This is a genomic window from Polynucleobacter necessarius (assembly GCF_900095215.1).
Classification (GTDB): domain Bacteria; phylum Pseudomonadota; class Gammaproteobacteria; order Burkholderiales; family Burkholderiaceae; genus Polynucleobacter; species Polynucleobacter necessarius_H.
On record NZ_LT606949.1, the window covers coordinates 745,934 to 762,159 of the forward strand.

The window sequence follows — 16,226 nt, forward strand, 5'->3', positions numbered from 1 at the left end:
TATCGACCCAATCCCGGTTGAATATTAAAATCAGCCTATGAAAACGATTTTCCTGGATTTTGAGCAGCAAATAGCCGAATTAGAGTCAAAGATTGAAGAGCTGCGTTTTGTTCAAGACGAATCATCGGTAGACATCTCCGATGAGATCAAAACGCTTGCTGAGAAAAGTCAGCAACTCACTAAAGATGTTTACGCCAATCTCACTCCTTGGCAAGTTTCTCAAGTAGCGCGTCATCCACAGCGTCCTTACACTTTGGATTATGTTGGCGCCTTATTTACCGACTTCCATGAATTGCATGGTGATCGTACTTTCGCAGATGATCAATCCATCATCGGCGGCTTAGCCCGTTTTGAAAATCAGCCCTGCATGGTGATTGGTCACCAGAAGGGGCGCGATACTAAAGAGCGTGCTCTCAGAAATTTTGGCATGAGTCGTCCCGAGGGCTATCGCAAAGCGATGCGTTTGATGCGTCTGGCGGAAAAGTTTGGCATCCCGCTTTTCACTTTTGTGGATACCCCAGGTGCATTTCCTGGTATCGATGCGGAAGAGCGTAATCAATCAGAAGCGATTGGTCGCAATTTATATGTGCAAGCGGAGCTCGAAGTTCCGATTATCGCCACCATCATTGGCGAAGGTGGTTCTGGCGGCGCATTGGCAATTGCCATGGGTGACGTAGTGCTGATGCTGCAAAATTCCACCTACTCAGTGATCTCACCGGAAGGTTGCGCTTCTATCCTTTGGAAGACGGCTGATAAGGCGCCTGAGGCGGCTGAGCAGCTCGGCCTTACAGCGCAGCGCTTAAAGGCTTTGGGTCTCATTGATAAGATCGTGGCTGAGCCTATTGGTGGCGCGCATCGCGATTACGACAATATGATGAGCAATATGCGCAAGGCACTTGTTGAATCCTTAAAAACTTTTGACGGCATGAAAGTAGATGCATTACTACATCGTCGTCATGAGCGTTTGATGAGTTATGGCAAGTTCAAGGAAATCGCAGCAAAACCCTAAACTGAGTAAACGAATTGCGGTTGCCCTTAGCGGTGGCCTCGATTCAGTTGTGTTACTCGACAGTGTTTGCAAAGCGCAAGCTAAAAATCAGATCTATGCATTCCATATTCATCATGGTTTGCAAAAACAAGCGGATGATTGGTTAATTTTTTGTGAGAAGCTCGCCAAAAAATATCAGATTCATTTTGATTTTAGACTGCTTCATCTCAGCACCGAAGAGACCAAAGGAAATATTGAAGCGCGCGCAAGAGTGGGACGCTACGAGGCTCTCGTAGATCTTTGTGAAGAATATGGCGTGGAAGATTTACTCTTAGCGCATCACCAAAATGATCAGGCTGAAACGGTTCTTCTCCAACTTCTCAGGGGGTCTGGCGTTGCCGGCTTATCTGGGATGCCGATTAGCAGGGAACTCTCAGGCAAGCAAAATATTACCCTTTGGCGGCCACTCTTAAATCAAAGTAAGCAAGAGTTAGAGACTTACGCCAAAGAACATAAGCTCAAGTGGATTGAGGATCCTAGCAATCAAGATACTCAATACCGACGTAATGCCTTACGCAAAAAGATTATCCCCGCGTTAGAAAAGATTCAGCCAGAAGCGCTGGCAAACATGGCGCGCAGTGCGGAACTCTTGGGTGAGGCGCAAACGCTTTTGAATCGCTTAGCGCAGCAGGATGGTAAAGCACTCTTGCATCAGGAGCAAATCAAGGTGGAGCCACTGCTCGCTTTAGCGAAGCGTGACTTGCCGGCCGCGAACAATGTGTTTCGGTATTGGTTGCAAACTCAACAATTGGGGATGCCATCCCAAGAGCGCTTACAAGCTTGGTGGCGAGATCTCGAGAAAGCCAAAGCGGATGCCAGACTGGAGTGGTCGCATGATGAAAGAAAAATCTACTGTTGGTGTGGCATGCTTCAGGTCGGCAATGTGGAAGAAGGGCGGTGGAGTTTAAAAACAATCCCGGCCAAATCCAAACAATTGGGCTTGCCAGCGGATTGGGTTAAACAAGCACAAGACAATAATCAAATTAGTCTGAGAAAGCGTTTGGGTTCGGAGAAGATTCAAATTAAACCCAAGACCCCTCGTAAAACCCTCAAAAACCTCTACCAAGAGGCCGATATGCCGCCTTGGGAGCGTCAGGCCCCCTTGCTCTATATCCATGAAGAATTGATCGCTGTGGCGGGTATTGGACTCAGCTACCCGCATCTGGTTTCCTCCGGCAGGCGGGTGCTCCCAGAATGGGTGCAAAACCCTGTAAAATAAGCCCTTTTGAGATCCTCAGGGATTTATTTCCCTGTCACAGATAGTTAAATATAGACGGTTTTTATGGCTCTTATCGTTCATAAATATGGCGGCACCTCAATGGGCTCAACGGAGCGCATTGCGAATGTTGCTAAGCGCGTTGCGAAATGGATGCGTGCTGGCCACCAAGTGGTGGTTGTGCCTTCTGCCATGTCCGGCGAAACCAATCGCTTGCTCGGCCTTGCAAAAGAAATTAATCCCGAAGCTAATCCACGCGAGTTAGATCAAATTGCTTCTACTGGTGAGCAAGTGAGCTCCGGTTTGTTGGCGCTGGGACTCATGCGTGAAGGTATTGACGCAGTGAGCTACGCTGGGTGGCAAGTCACGGTGCATACCGACTCATCATTTACCAAAGCGCGAATTAAGAGTATTGATGATAAAAAAATCTTGGCCGATCTTGATGCGGGTCGCGCTGTAGTGGTGACTGGTTTTCAGGGTGTTGATCCGAATGGCAACATTACGACATTAGGTCGTGGCGGTTCCGACACATCCGCGGTAGCGATGGCTGCAGCCTTGAAGGCGGATGAGTGTCTAATCTACACAGACGTTGATGGTGTTTATACAACTGACCCATGTGTTTGCGAAGATGCACGTCGCCTAGATAAGATTACTTTTGAGGAGATGCTAGAAATGGCTAGCTTAGGTTCAAAAGTGTTGCAGATTCGTTCAGTTGAATTTGCAGGTAAGTACAAAGTTAAAACCCGGGTTCTGTCTTCCTTGACAGACCCTTTGATGCCTTTAGACCAAGAGATGAAGTCGGGCACCTTGATTACATTTGAAGAGGACAGCACTATGGAAGCCGCAGTTATTTCCGGCATCGCCTTTGCGCGTGATGAAGCGAAGATTACCGTTCTCGGAGTTCCTGATCGCCCAGGTATTGCCTATCAAATTCTGGGTCCAATTGCGGATGCCAACATTGATGTGGACATCATCATTCAGAATCAATCCGTTGAAGGCAAGACCGACTTCACATTCACACTACCACGCTCTGATTATCAAAAAGCACTTGATTTGCTCAAGAACACAGTTCAAGCTCACATTGAAGCAAAAGAAATCTCTGGCGATCCAAAGGCATCTAAAGTGTCAGTAGTGGGCGTTGGTATGCGCTCTCATGTTGGTATCGCCAGCAAGATGTTCCGCACTTTGTCGGAAGAGGGCATCAATATCCTGATGATCTCAACTAGTGAAATCAAGATCTCAGTAGTAATTGATGAGAAATACATGGAATTGGCTGTACGTGCCTTACATAAGGCATTTGAGTTGGATCAAAAGTAAGCAAAACGAGCAATAAACCCCTCAGAAGCGGTTATCCGTTAAACTATGGGGCATTGTAATAGTAAGAAAAGTACGGAGGCGTGGCCGAGCTGGTCGAAGGCACTCCCCTGCTAAGGGAGCATCGGGGCTAAAACTCTGATCGGAGGTTCGAATCCTCTCGTCTCCGCCAGTACTTAAAAAATAAAGGAGTCCCAGACCGCTTTATTTATTGTCAAATCCGAAATTGGAAATTAGTTAACTCCATTCACTGCCTGCATATACCCCTGAATATATTGCGGTGGCACAAACAATTCGGTCTTCATACCAGTTTTAGAAGAGAGGGTGATGATGAAACCCTTCTTGATGCGATCCTTTAAGACAGTCTCACTCAACTGAATAGAAACCACTTCCCTGAAGATGCATCCTCTGTCACCGCACGCACCAGCTTCTCTGCCCACTGCTTTAAATGTAGTAGCTGGAGCGCCTTCTTGTGATGCGGAATCGTAGTAACGCCATTGTGAAAAATAAGTCAGCTGTGCGAGAAGTTCGTAAGTCTTTGCGCCTTGCGTTGATTGATCGGCCTTAAGACTAAACATCTCATAAGTGTTGGCTTCATCCATCGTATTGATAGGATGGCCTTGATAGGTTTTTCCACCATTGGAGTTGGGTGTAATGATGGTTGAGTGATAGACATCATTGATTTCCCAGCCGCTAATTTTTCTGTCATTGTGATTACAAGCAACTAGGCTGGCGCTGATGGCTAGCAATAAAACAAGTCGATAGATGATTCGATGCATATAAAACTCCCTAAGTTCCACAAATCATGCTATTTCCAGGTAAAGACCCCGCTTTCTTATTCGCCGCCTATGTTCTTAAAGGCTGAAGACCTCAGTCCAATTGATTTTTGTCATTAGAGTATCTCACTAGTCATTTACTATACTTCACAACTTCAGAAGTTGTGTTATAGTTATAGGACTGGGAGATGAAATGAAGAGACAAATACCAAAAACACATCAAGCCTTGGAGTGGGTTGGGAAGGGTCTGACTGCTGCGGAAGCGGCCAGAAAGATGCAGATTTCAGAATCCAGTGTGTATGCCGCTCTTAGAAAGACCAGAGCAAAGGAAGTGGGTTGTTGTCCAACATGTGGTCACAAAATAAGGAACTAAGATGAAAAAGACTCTATTAGCAGTCGTATCAATTGCCGTAGCTGCGTTTGCGTATGCCAATACGCAGCCGTCAGATTCTTCTGAGTTGGTAAATCAGCAGTGCAAGATATCCGCTGAAGCGGTATCTACATTGAAAGGTTTGCGTTATGGCAATACTTCAATTCGCAAGGATGTTTCAACTTTAATTAACGCAAGTTTGAAGACTCCAGAAAATCGCGATCTTGCGCAAAAGACCTTAAATATGATGGTTGACGATAAGTCGACTGATACTAGAAGTCTAGAAGGTAAGTACTGCTCTTAAAAGATCAGTAGTCAGCTTTGGCCAATAAGGTGGAATGTCCTGACTGCGGGAATATGCGGGCATTGTTTAATCAGTGTCCGCATTGCGGTTCTGTAGATTTTCCCATCTTAAGTTCAGACACTATTGAACTAAATATCAAACAAGATGGGCCTTATGTTGAAGAGGCTTTGGAGCGGCTAGCGGATTATTTACGGAAGTCGCTGGAGGTTGGTATTAAGGCTATTGTGTTAATTCATAGATATGGATCTAGCGGGGAGGGTGGTCGAATTAAATGGGCTATTCATGACGCGCTGGAAAATAATCGCTATTCCGACAGGGTAGATGAATATCACGTCGGTGAAGATGTGGCTTATGGAAGTGCAGTCTATTACACCTTACTCAAAGACGTCCTGGTCTAAAGTCTTATCTCAAGCGCTTTAAGGAAGGAAATGCCGGTATGACGGTCCTATTACTAGGGGCTCAGGCGAGAAGTGCTTAGAATAGGGTTGTGCACAATTACTGCCTTATATTCATTATGAATGCAATTTATGACAACGAAGAAACTGGATCATTCGATCGATCATGGCGACAAGCAGGTTAGCGCAGAAAGCTTAATAGGTGAATTCAAATCCTTCATGGCGGATGCGGAGGCCTTAATTAAAGCTACTGAGGATCATCCTGGTGAGGCAATTGGCTCCATTCGTAACAAGGCCTTAGCGACTCTGGCTGGCGCCAAGGAGAGTTTGTCCAATGTAGAGGGCAAGTTGCTCGATAAGGCTAAGGTAGCTGCTGAAGGCGCGGATGATTTTTTGCATCGGAACCCTTGGGAGGCTGTTGGTGTTGCTGCAGGTCTGGGCTTGTTGATTGGTCTATTTATTCGTCGTCGCTAGGCTCTTATGTCCCAATACAGCCTACTTTCCTCAATCAAAAGTTTAGCTTCAACTGGGGCATCTATTGCCCAAACCCGTTGAGAGCTTTTATCACTTGATGTCCAAATTGCTAGAAGCAAATTTATCAATTTGCTGGTCATGATTATTGGCGCCTTGTTTTTCTTATTTTTTTTTGGCCTGGTCATGTTGGCATTGTTGATTGTGATTTACAGCTGGGAAACTGATTAAGCAGGCTCATGCGGCGAGTAGTTGTTTTGCAATCAAGATAGTTCCCGGGGAAAAGGTAATTAACAGCGTTCAAAAATGCCGGCAGCACCCATACTGGTTCCAACGCACATAGTAACCATAGCGTGCTTTAGATTGCGTCGTTGTAAGGCGTGTATAGCAGTCGCGGCACGAATGGCTCCAGTAGCACCCAATGGATGTCCAATGGCAATCGCACTGCCTAAGGGATTTACCTTGCTTTGGTCTAGGCTGAGATCGCGAGTAACCGCCAAGGACTGGGCGGCAAAAGCTGCCACTGGCTAGAATCGGTGCGCCAACACCATCAGAGGTTTGCGAGCTATTTCCAGCGGTAACGCTGCCTTTTGCTGCAAAAGGAGATTGCAGCTTTGCTGAACCTTCAAGCGAAGTGTCAATGCGCGGACTTTCATCTTTGGAAAATTCACGCCACTGAATATCTACCTGACCCCGATCCAGATTCATAGAGCGATCAGCTACTTTGACAGAAAAGATTTCAGAATTAAATTCACCAGCAGCTTGAGCAGCCATGGCCTTTTGATGTGACTGATAGGCAAAGGCATCTTGATCTTCGCGGCTAATCTTCCATTGTTGCGCTACTTTTTCAGCGGTTAAACCCATGCCACAGGCAATTCCAATATTTTCATCGCCTATAAAGATTTCGGGTGATATAGATGGGGTATTGCCACCAATGGGAACCATGCTTATGGATTCCATGCCTCCAGCGATCATGACATCCGCCTCGCCAAACCGAATGCCATCGGCTGCCATTGCAATGGCATTCAAGCCAGATGAGAAAAAGCGGTTGACGGTAATACCACCTACGGTATTGGGCAGGCCTCCTAAGAGAAGTCCGATGCGGGCCACATTCAAGCCTTGTTGTGCTTCTGGCATAGCGCAACCAATAATCGCATCCTCAATCACCTTGGTGTCAAGGCTGGGAACTTGCGTCAAGATATGTGGAAGTGCATTGCCCAGCAAATCATCTGGGCGAGTATTTTGTAAGGCACCACGTCCAGCTCTGCCAACAGCACTGCGAGTGGCTGAAACAATGTATGCGTCTTGGATATGTTTCATAGTGATATCTCAGTAAATTAGTTGCGAACCGGCTTGCCGTTTTGGAGAATGCCCATGATGCGTTCTATGGCCTTAACCAATCAGTTCAACAAAGGCTTGACGCTCTAATTTGAGTAGCCAGTCTTCGGTCACCAGGGTTCCAGCATCGACATCGCCGCCTGTAATGATGGCAATAATCTTGTTGGCGATAAACGCATCATGCTCGGAGATAAAGCCGCCATCGCGCATATCAACTACCTGACCAATGACCGTAGCCGCCACAGATCTTCCGCCAACCGGTATCAACGCCGGTATAGGTGGTCTATAGCCAGCGTAGCGCATTGCCTGCACTTGGCTTTGCGCCAGAGAAAGTAGCTCATATACGTTTGGCACAATAATGTCGCCTTTTTGTAAATAAGGCATCTTCATGGCTTCTTGAGCTGACGAAGAAACTGTAGCCATTGCCGCATTTTCAAAAGCGGCTTTTGTGAAATCCAAGTAATTGGTATTGCCAGCAAGCGCTACGCCTTGTGCGGCGCGCATAGCCGCCTCTTTAAGGCCACTACCAGCTGGGAGCAATCCAACACCCACCTCAACAAGGCCAATGTCACTTTCAATTGCAGCTACTCTGCGTGCTGATTGCATAATTAGCTCGCAACCCCCACCAAGGGCGATGCCCGATACCGCGCAAATCACAGGAACTTGTGAGTACTTCACGCGCATCATGGTGTCTTGGAAAAGTTTGACAAAAGGTTCAACGGCAGCAGGCCCACCTTGCATCACCATTGGCAAGGCGGCTGCTAAATTAGCGCTGGCGGAGAATGGGCCGCCAGGTGTACCCAGTTTTAGTGAGCTTGGTTGCCAAATCACTAGACCTGCGTAACTGGCTTCGGCACTTTCAATTGCTTTTTGAATACCATTCAGCACATCATGACTAACGGTATTCATTTTGGATTTGAATGAGGCGATTAGTACATCAGGCTAAGTTTCATCTACCCAGGCACGCAGATCGGGATTTTCATAAACGGTAGTGCCAGTGGTTTTAGGGTCAGGTGATCCATCGCCCAGTAGTGGTGCTCTAAATACTTGCTTCTGATACACCGGCAAATTAGACCGTAGTACGTATTTATTTTCAGATGCAGACCATGAGCCTTCGGGAGTATGAAAGGCTTGCTTCTCCGCTACAGGTCCGTTCAACAGCCATGCTGGCAAAGGTTCTTTGCTAAGCGTTTTGCCCGCATCAATATCCTCTGTAATCCAATTGGCTACCTGCGTTACTCCGGCAGCTTGTCAATCTTCAAATGGGCCTTTATCCCAGCCATAACCCCAGCGCATCGCAAAATCAATTTCTCGGGCTGCTTGGGCAATATCGCCCAGGTGAATCGCGCAGTAATGGAAAATGTCGCGATAGATGGCCCATAAGAATGGTGCTTGAGGCTCATCGGTCTCTCTGAGTAGCTCAAGTCGCTCAGCAATCGGCTTTTTCAGAATGCGTTCAATCAAGGGCTCAATTGTTGCGGTAGATGGCTTGTATTCAGCGGTAGCGGCATCAAGCACGAGAACATTCTTACCCTCTTTACGATAAAAGCCTGCTTTGGTTTGCTGACCCAGCGCGCCTTTAGCGATCAGTTGTGTAACTACATCCGGGGTCTTAAATAGCGTTGAGCATGGATCCCTCTGCAAAGAGTTCTCCATTGTCTTGATGACGTGAGCCATCGTATCTAGGCCAACCACATCGCTTGTTCTAAAGGTGGCCGATTTAGCACATCCAAGTTTGCTGCCGGTAATCGCATCTACCTCATCAAACCAAAGGCCAAACTTTTGAGCCTCAGCAAATACCGCTAAGATGGAGAACACGCCAACGCGATTACCAATAAAGTTAGGTGTATCCTTGGCTCGCACAACACCTTTACCCATGGTAGAGGTCATAAATGTTTCTAAGGCATCTAGAACAGCGGGATCAGTGTCTGTTGCTGGAATAAGTTCTAGCAAATGCATGTAACGCGGTGGATGAAAAAAGTCCACACGACAGAAACGCTTCTGCAAGTCGCCCGAGAATCCTTTAGCGAGTTCACCAATTGGCAGTCCAGAAGTATTGGTGGCAAACAGCGCATGCGCCGGAATGTGGGGCGCTACTTTTTCATATAGGGCGTGTTTCCAATCAAGACGTTCTGCAATCGCTTCGATGATGAGGTCGCAATCAGCCAGCAAGCCTAGGTCATCGTCATAGTTTGCTGCTTGAATCAAATTGGCATTACTAGCTAAGCCCAAGGGAGCTGGCTTGCGTTGTTTTGAGATTCTCGATGGCTTTGATGGCAATCGCATTTTTGGAGACTGGCTTGTCATCTTCGGCTTTCCCTGGGAGGTCAAATAGCACGACAGCGCACTCTAAGACACCCGGAATAAGAGATAGAACCTCCTCCACCTCATTCGGGTAGACGTTAAATCCAGAAACCAAAACCATGTCTTTTTTGCGATCAACGATTTTGGTGTAGCCATCGGCATTCATGATGCCGATATCGCCTGATTTAAAGAAGTCATCGGATGTCATGACATTCTTCGTCTCCTCTGGTTTATTCCAGTAACCAGCCATAACTTGTGGACCCCGAATACAGATCTCACCAGGAGTGCCCAAAGGCACGTCAATACCATCATCGCTCAAAATTAAAACTTCCGTACCGGAAACTGGCAAACCGATATAACCCGTAAAACTTTCAATCAAAGGAGAATTAACACAAGCTACAGGTGAAGTTTCGGATAGGCCATAACTTTCAGAGATTGGCGCGCCAGTGGCTTTCTGCCATTGATCGGCTACCACCACCTTTTGCATTGCCATGCGGCCACCGATAGTAGCCAAGATATTAGGAAGCTTTACTGAAGCAAATTCTGGCTTGTGGAGCAAGGCATTAAATAAAGTGTTTACTCCAGGGAAAATATTGATATCAGGGTGTTTCTTTAATAACCTAATGAGCCCATCAAAATCGCGAGGATTGGGCACTAAGATGAGTAAGCAATCCTTGTGCATGCCCAGTACCGCACACGCTGTTAATGCGAAGCTGTGATACATAGTCAACGCGCACAAGAACACCAACTGATCTATTTTTTGCGCTTGAGGCCAGGCTCTAGCCATAACTCTGTCTGAATGACGTTAGACAGAATATTTCTGTGCAGCAAAATAGCACCTGTAGATAAGCCTGTAGTGCCACCGGTGTACTGAAGAAATGCAATGTCATTCAAAGAAGTGCTGGGCTTACTCCAACGAGAGCGACTGCCCTCACTTAATGCCTCATTAAAGGTAATATGGTCAGGCAAATCCCGGGCGGGCACTAACCTCTTCACATTGCGTACGACAAAATTCACGACCACACCCTTCATGCCAATCATCTCACCAAGCGAAGTAACCATTACTTTCCTTAGGGGAACGCTAGCGGAAATTTGCTGATCAACATGAGCAAAATTTTCTAAGATAACAATGGCTGATGCACCACTATCCTTGAGCTGGTATTCCAACTCACGCGCGATATATAAAGGATCGACGTTGACAACTACAAAACCGGCGCGCAACACACCCAACATCGCAATCTGAAACTGCAATACATTAGGCAACATGATTGCGACTCGAGAGCCCGGCTTCAGCCCTAAACTCTGCAGGTAGGAGGCGAAGTGTTTTGAGTGCCGGTCAAGTTCCCGATAAGTCATAAACTTGTCGAGGTATTCACAAGCACGGCGATTGGGGAAACATTCAAATGATTCCTCGAACATATCCAGCAAGGATGAGTATACCGAGATATCTACCTCATGAGGCACACCTTCAGGGTAGTTTGTTTATGAGGGATTCACCATCTAGTTATTTCCAGTCTCAATCTATTTTTATTTGTATTCAGATTATTAAATCTGCAAGACCCATTCTAAACACAGCGATACATTAAGTCGAAAAGAAAAAGCCCTCTACATACAGAGGGCTGTGACTTTTGATGCAGACAAAAAATTAGAAACGGTAGCCTACGCCAACCAAGAAATCGATACCAGTACCGCTAATTGGGGCGGTTAAATTTACGCCGCTGGTATTCGTAAGTACTGGATTTTTTGTGGAGTAGCTTGCGTAATTAAACTCACCCAGCAGGTAGATGGATTGGGCAACCATCTGCTTATAGCCCAAGCCGAGGGTATAACCACCTAAATTAACTGTTGAGTAGGCTAAAGTTGGCCCATTAAGCCCAATAGTTGTTCCTGTATAGCCAACTTTTGCATATACCAGTCGGTCCTTATCTATCACATAACCAGGATTAAGTGTGACGCTGTATAAATTTTTAACGTTATATTGAACAGCTGCAATACTGGATGCACCGCCTCCATTGACTGGATAGGTAGTAAATGCCCCCGGCGCAGAAGAACTTGCTCCAGGGTAATAAGCCGCACTAATGCCTAAAACAAAATCACTATTAATGCCAAAGTTATAGCCCACTCCAATATTGTCGGTTCCAGTATTAACATTATCCGCAGATGAAGAAACGCTTCCAGTAGGGCCTCCGCGCAACAATGGGATGTTTGATGCACTTCCACCGCCGATATTAGGCGTGAATGATCCATAACCGACTGAGACTTGCCCGTAAGCACCTTCCCACGCATTTGTCTTGGCTGACTGTGCATTGGCACTCGTTGCGAATACACCAGCCATTGCTAAAACCAAGGCACTAATCTTTACTGTTTTCATGTGTTTTCCTATGTTTTATTTTGTAATAAATCTGTAACAACTCGGTGCATCTTATTTAATTTCAATTCGGTTTGTATCTCGGGTTTTTCCTTTATTTGTTTTGCATCGCAATAAATTTACTGGTCCTTTTATGGACAAACACGCTTTAAGACCCATAGGATGAGAATTTAACGTTGTAGGAATTTATTGTAATGTAAAGATCGTATTATTTTTACAACAGAGAAGATAATTTCTTAATGCCCATGCTTGATATAAGGCCTACCCACTCGATTGCCTCCACTGAATCCAAGAAAGGTTTGGCAACTAAGTCGACCATATTGCAAGTTGCACTTGAAATAGCCAGCAAGTCCGGCTTGGCAGGGATCACAATTGGTCACTTAGCCGACTCAGTAAGCATGAGCAAGAGCGGTGTCTTTGCCCGCTTTGGCTCACGCGAAGAACTGCAGATTGAAGTGATTCGCAAGTATTACGAATATTTTTCAGCGATCGTCTTCGCCCCTGCTCTAACTAAAGCAAAAGGATTGTCTCGCTTGCGTCACATGATTGATGCATGGCTCAAGATTAGTGTTGGTGAAAACACTTCTAGCTGCTTCTTTATCGCAGGCGCCGCTGAATTTGATGATCGCCCCGGGATTGTTGGCGATGAGCTCATTCGTAGCGTAGAAGACTGGCGCTCCGCCTTGTTGCGAGCCATTAAAGAGTCTATTGCTGCCGGACATCTTAAAAAAACCGTTGTTCCACAAGAAATGCTCTTCAATCTTTACAGCATTGTTTGAGGCGTGCATCACGACTCCAGATTTTTACAAAACCCCAAGAGTATTACGTTAGCAAACAAGCTCATTAAAAATATTTGTCTGACACATCAAACTAGAAAAAAATAATTTTTTTATTGAATTTTTTCATTTTTTATTAATTACTCCATACTTCATTCGGATCTCATATGCCTCAATACAGCCCCCCTCTTCGTTATATTCACTTTGTTATTCATGAGCTGCTCGATGCTTGTAAAGCATTTTCTGCTTTGCCAGCCCATCAAGATGTCGATAAAGACACTATCAATCAGACCATTGAAGAGGCGGGTAAATTTGCGAGCGAGATTGCCTTTCCTCTGCATCAAATAGGCGATAAAGAAGGCTGCACACGTGATGATGATGGCTCAGTTACTACACCCAGTGGCTTTAAGCAGGCGTATGAACAATATGTTGCTGGTGGTTGGCCTGCTTTGTCCTGTGACCCTGAGTATGGTGGCCAAGAATTGCCACAACTCTTGAACACAGTTCTTTATGAAACCCTGAACTCCGATAATCAATCCTGGACGATGTATCCAGGCTATCACATGGCGCTTACGAGTGCTTACATGCTCATGGTACAGATGAGCAAAAAAAGACTTATTTAGAAAAATTAGTTTCCGGCGAATGGACTGGGACTATGTGTTTAACGGAACCACATTGTGGCACTGATCTTGGCTTATTAAAGACCAAAGCGGAACCCCAATCTGATGGTACTTATGCGATCACTGGAACTAAGATTTTTATTTCTAGCGGAGATCATGATCTCGCAGAAAATATTGTTCATCTCGTACTAGCACTCTTGCCATACTCACCGATTGGCAGCAAAGGCATCTCCCTATTTGCGGTTTCTAAATTGAAGATTGCTGCTGATGGATCGCTTGGAGACTCTAATGCGGTTTCTTGCGGTTCGCTTGAACATAAGATGGGCATCCATGGCAATGCCACTTGCGTAATGAACTTTGATGGCGCAATTGGCACTCTGGTTGGTGAACCCCACAAGGGTTGAAACGCCATGTTTGTCATGATGAATGCAGGTGGGCATGCAAAGTCTTGGGTTGACTGACATTGCCTATCAAAACTCTGTCGCTTACGCCAAAGAACGCTTACAGATGCGCAGCTTAACCGGAACTAAAGCACCCGAAAAGGCTGCGGATCCTATTATTGCCCATTCTGATGTGCGCAGAATGCTGATCACACAAAGAGCTTATGCGGAGGCTGGTAGAGTCTTCTCCTATTGGATTGCCCTCATGATTGATACGGAACACAATCATCCAGACGAGAAGGTTCGCAAGGAAACCGGTGCAATGGTTGCCCTACTAACTCCAATTATTAAAGCCTTCCTCACTGATAATGCTTTTATTGCTACCAATGATGGTATGCAAGTATTTGGTGGTCATGGTTGCATCACCGCATGGGGTATGGAGCAATATGTTCGCGATGCCCGCATCAATATGATTTACGAAGGCACCAATACGATGCAATCACTCGATCTCCTGGGCCGCAAGGTGCTTGGGGATATGGGCAAAAAAACTCACTAAATTCGGCAAGATCATTGAGCAATTTATTGAAGATGAAGGTGTTCGCAAAGAGATGCAGGAATTTATTGACCCTCTTGCCGATATTGCCGTGAAAGTGGAAAAGCTCACCAAAGAAATCGGCATGAAGGCGATGATGAATCATGAAGAAGTCGGCGCCGAGGTTGTTCTCTATCTACGTGTTGTTGGTCACTTGATCTATTCATATCTTTTTGCTTGCATGGCCAAAATTGCCTTAGCCAATAAATCAAGTGATGACCCCTTCTATGAAGCGAAATTGGCGACCGCCCGCTTTTACTTTGCCAAACTCTTACCTGAAACTGCGATGTTGATCCGCCAGGCTCGCGCTGGCTCGAAACCATTAATGGCAATGCCTGCTGATTTTTTCTGAAAGATGAACCATGAGTGAAAACAAGATCATTAAAAAAGTAGCCATTCTCGGCGCCGGTGTCATGGGCGCGCAACTTGCCGCTCAATGCATTAATGTTGGCTTACCTGTCAGCGGCGTGCCTGATGAAGATTCTGGCGAGGCAGTCAAGGCATTCATTGTTAAATGGGATTCATCTTTAACAGAGGAGATGATATTGGCCTACTGCAAAGAAAATATCACCAATTACAAGCGCCCTAAACATATTGTGTTCCGCAACGATTTGCCTAAGACTAATGTTGGAAAAATCTTAAGACGCGAGTTAAGGGATTTATGAGTCATATTCCCAAAATACTGCAGGATCTACGTTTGCCGATAATTTCGGCGCCGATGTTTACCGTGAGTTACACGGAGTGGGTGCTTGCCGAGTGTAAGGCAGGAATTGTGGGGTTATTTCCCGCTCTGAATGCCAGACCTCAAGAAATGCTGGATGACTGGTTAAGTCAAATTCAAGTCCAGCTTGCACAGTATCAAAAAGCAAATCCCAGCGCGAAGGTCGGTCCATTAGCTGTAAATCAAATCGTACATGTGTCTAATGCACGGTTAGAGCAGGATATGCACTCCTGCATCAAACACCGCATTCCCATTTACATCACCAGTCTCAGGGCGCCAGTTAAAGAGATTATTGATGCCGTTCATAGTTATGGTGGCCTCGTGTTGCATGATGTCATTAGTATTCGCCATTCTGAAAAAGCGTTAGAGGCTGGTGTAGATGGCTTGATATTAGTGGCTGCTGGAGCGGGTGGTCATGCGGGAAGTCTCTCGCCATTTGCTTTAGTTGGCGAGGTCAGACAGATATTTAAAGGACCGCTTGTATTATCTGAAGCAATTTCTACAGGTGATGCGGTATTGGCTGCACAAGCCATGGGCGCAGATTTTGCTTATATGGGTACCCGGTTTATCGCTAGTCAAGAAACGTATGCTAGTGAGCAATATAAGCAGGCCATCGTGAACGCTCAAGCAGCCGATATTGTGTATACGGATCATTTCACGGGTATTCATGGAAACTATATTAAGCAAAGTATCCTGAATGCCGGCTTAGACCCAGCCAATTTGCCAGAAGGCGATCCGCAGGCTTTCGCAAAACTGTCTCAAGCAGGCAAAGATGGTGCTAGTGCAAGGCTTGGAAGGATATCTGGGGTGCTGGTCAAGGTGTTGGTCTAATCGCAGGTGTTCCTAGTGTTGCGCAAATTGTTGATCGGCTGGAGATGGGATACCTAGCAGCTAAAAAGCGCTTGCTTGGCTAATGAGCGCCTAATATAAAAATAATGGGGTGGTTACTACTTTATTAAATTATTTAGCTGCTTTACGCAAGATAAAATCCTCATCGTGATTCTTTGGCTACACTCACTACTGTTTTATCTATTTGGCTTTACGTCCGTCACTATTTTTGCCAGTATAATTATACTGGCACTTCCTTTTACTACCACTCGTACGAGTTACAACATCGGTGTTGTGTGTTGTCAATTAATCGAGCAGGTTTTATCTTTACTGTGTGGGATTGATTCGCAAATCAAGGGTCTAGAACATATCCCTCGAGATCCGAATAAATCCCTTATTGTTCTG

The 16,226-nt window shown here is 45.8% G+C and carries 11 protein-coding genes, 1 tRNA gene and 5 pseudogenes; 11 read left to right on the top strand and 6 right to left on the bottom strand.

The genetic code is table 11. The features are described 5' to 3' along the window. Nucleotides 1-37 precede the first annotated feature (37 nt). The 4 genes from DXE35_RS04100 (at nucleotide 38) to DXE35_RS04115 (ending at nucleotide 3,750) form a co-directional block, all read left to right on the top strand. Complete coding sequence (locus DXE35_RS04100; RefSeq protein ID WP_114689663.1) at nucleotides 38-1,009, top strand: acetyl-CoA carboxylase carboxyltransferase subunit alpha; 972 nt, start codon at nucleotides 38-40, stop codon at nucleotides 1,007-1,009. Further along, entirely contained in the window at nucleotides 975-2,267 is a 1,293-nt protein-coding gene (gene tilS, locus DXE35_RS04105; RefSeq protein WP_114689664.1) for a tRNA lysidine(34) synthetase TilS, read from the top strand. The genes DXE35_RS04100 and tilS overlap by 35 nt, the downstream gene beginning before the upstream one ends. A gap of 63 nt (nucleotides 2,268-2,330) precedes the next feature. Then, a complete protein-coding gene (locus tag DXE35_RS04110) occupies nucleotides 2,331-3,581 on the top strand; it encodes an aspartate kinase (RefSeq protein WP_114689665.1) in 1,251 nt (416 codons plus the stop codon). Nucleotides 3,582-3,655: 74 nt separating this feature from the next. Then, nucleotides 3,656-3,750: transfer RNA gene (locus DXE35_RS04115), tRNA-Ser, on the top strand. A gap of 61 nt (nucleotides 3,751-3,811) precedes the next feature. Here the strand turns inward: DXE35_RS04115 and DXE35_RS04120 are convergent. Continuing rightward, nucleotides 3,812-4,357 (bottom strand): hypothetical protein, encoded by a 546-nt coding sequence (locus DXE35_RS04120; RefSeq protein WP_114689666.1) that lies wholly within the window; start codon nucleotides 4,355-4,357, stop codon nucleotides 3,812-3,814. 371 nt (nucleotides 4,358-4,728) lie between these two features. Here DXE35_RS04120 and DXE35_RS04125 point away from each other — a divergent pair, with 371 nt between their 5' ends. The 3 genes from DXE35_RS04125 (at nucleotide 4,729) to DXE35_RS04135 (ending at nucleotide 5,897) form a co-directional block, all read left to right on the top strand. Next, nucleotides 4,729-5,028, top strand: coding sequence for a hypothetical protein (locus DXE35_RS04125; protein ID WP_114689667.1), 300 nt, complete (start codon nucleotides 4,729-4,731; stop codon nucleotides 5,026-5,028). A 53-nt stretch (nucleotides 5,029-5,081) separates the two neighbouring features. Further along, entirely contained in the window at nucleotides 5,082-5,426 is a 345-nt protein-coding gene (locus tag DXE35_RS04130; RefSeq protein ID WP_231969998.1) for a Smr/MutS family protein, read from the top strand. Nucleotides 5,427-5,555: 129 nt separating this feature from the next. Continuing rightward, nucleotides 5,556-5,897, top strand: coding sequence for an ElaB/YgaM/YqjD family protein (locus DXE35_RS04135; protein ID WP_114690370.1), 342 nt, complete (start codon nucleotides 5,556-5,558; stop codon nucleotides 5,895-5,897). Nucleotides 5,898-6,184: 287 nt separating this feature from the next. Here the strand turns inward: DXE35_RS04135 and DXE35_RS04145 are convergent. From DXE35_RS04145 to DXE35_RS04155, 5 genes and pseudogenes are all read right to left on the bottom strand, one after another. Beyond that, nucleotides 6,185-7,214, bottom strand: a pseudogene (locus tag DXE35_RS04145) (thiolase family protein). A gap of 17 nt (nucleotides 7,215-7,231) precedes the next feature. Continuing rightward, a pseudogene (locus DXE35_RS09620) lies at nucleotides 7,232-9,573 on the bottom strand (3-hydroxyacyl-CoA dehydrogenase/enoyl-CoA hydratase family protein); the annotation flags it as partial. A 258-nt stretch (nucleotides 9,574-9,831) separates the two neighbouring features. Continuing rightward, nucleotides 9,832-10,323 (bottom strand): annotated as a pseudogene (locus DXE35_RS10945) (AMP-binding protein); the annotation flags it as partial. Continuing rightward, nucleotides 10,290-10,955 carry an AMP-binding protein gene (locus DXE35_RS10950; RefSeq protein ID WP_197713964.1) on the bottom strand — a complete coding sequence of 222 codons (666 nt, stop codon included), beginning with the start codon at nucleotides 10,953-10,955 and terminating at the stop codon, nucleotides 10,290-10,292. The pseudogene DXE35_RS10945 and the gene DXE35_RS10950, both read right to left, overlap by 34 nt. A 226-nt stretch (nucleotides 10,956-11,181) precedes the next feature. Further along, on the bottom strand, nucleotides 11,182-11,907 hold the full coding sequence (locus DXE35_RS04155; protein WP_114689668.1) for an outer membrane beta-barrel protein: 726 nt from the start codon (nucleotides 11,905-11,907) through the stop codon (nucleotides 11,182-11,184). 242 nt (nucleotides 11,908-12,149) lie between these two features. Between DXE35_RS04155 and DXE35_RS04160 the strand changes: the two genes are divergently transcribed. From DXE35_RS04160 to DXE35_RS04175, 4 genes and pseudogenes are all read left to right on the top strand, one after another. After that, a complete protein-coding gene (locus tag DXE35_RS04160) occupies nucleotides 12,150-12,683 on the top strand; it encodes a TetR/AcrR family transcriptional regulator (RefSeq protein ID WP_114690371.1) in 534 nt (177 codons plus the stop codon). Between the two features lie 164 nt (nucleotides 12,684-12,847). Further along, nucleotides 12,848-14,624, top strand: a pseudogene (locus DXE35_RS04165) (acyl-CoA dehydrogenase C-terminal domain-containing protein). A gap of 10 nt (nucleotides 14,625-14,634) precedes the next feature. After that, nucleotides 14,635-14,937: an AMP-binding enzyme gene (locus tag DXE35_RS04170; protein WP_114689669.1), complete on the top strand. Its 303-nt coding sequence runs from the start codon at nucleotides 14,635-14,637 to the stop codon at nucleotides 14,935-14,937. After that, nucleotides 14,934-15,907, top strand: a pseudogene (locus tag DXE35_RS04175) (NAD(P)H-dependent flavin oxidoreductase). The gene DXE35_RS04170 and the pseudogene DXE35_RS04175 overlap by 4 nt, the downstream one beginning before the upstream one ends. Nucleotides 15,908-16,226 lie beyond the last annotated feature (319 nt).

Bases quoted from the DNA above. Each gene is read 5' to 3' on its own strand.
- DXE35_RS04100 (WP_114689663.1), top strand. From the start codon at position 38: ATGAAAACGATTTTCCTGGATTTTGAGCAGCAAATAGCCGAATTAGAG.
- tilS (WP_114689664.1), top strand. From the start codon at position 975: ATGGCAAGTTCAAGGAAATCGCAGCAAAACCCTAAACTGAGTAAACGA.
- DXE35_RS04110 (WP_114689665.1), top strand. From the start codon at position 2,331: ATGGCTCTTATCGTTCATAAATATGGCGGCACCTCAATGGGCTCAACG.
- DXE35_RS04120 (WP_114689666.1), bottom strand. From the start codon at position 4,357: ATGCATCGAATCATCTATCGACTTGTTTTATTGCTAGCCATCAGCGCC.
- DXE35_RS04125 (WP_114689667.1), top strand. From the start codon at position 4,729: ATGAAAAAGACTCTATTAGCAGTCGTATCAATTGCCGTAGCTGCGTTT.
- DXE35_RS04130 (WP_231969998.1), top strand. From the start codon at position 5,082: ATGCGGGCATTGTTTAATCAGTGTCCGCATTGCGGTTCTGTAGATTTT.
- DXE35_RS04135 (WP_114690370.1), top strand. From the start codon at position 5,556: ATGACAACGAAGAAACTGGATCATTCGATCGATCATGGCGACAAGCAG.
- DXE35_RS10950 (WP_197713964.1), bottom strand. From the start codon at position 10,955: ATGTTCGAGGAATCATTTGAATGTTTCCCCAATCGCCGTGCTTGTGAA.
- DXE35_RS04155 (WP_114689668.1), bottom strand. From the start codon at position 11,907: ATGAAAACAGTAAAGATTAGTGCCTTGGTTTTAGCAATGGCTGGTGTA.
- DXE35_RS04160 (WP_114690371.1), top strand. From the start codon at position 12,150: ATGCTTGATATAAGGCCTACCCACTCGATTGCCTCCACTGAATCCAAG.
- DXE35_RS04170 (WP_114689669.1), top strand. From the start codon at position 14,635: ATGAGTGAAAACAAGATCATTAAAAAAGTAGCCATTCTCGGCGCCGGT.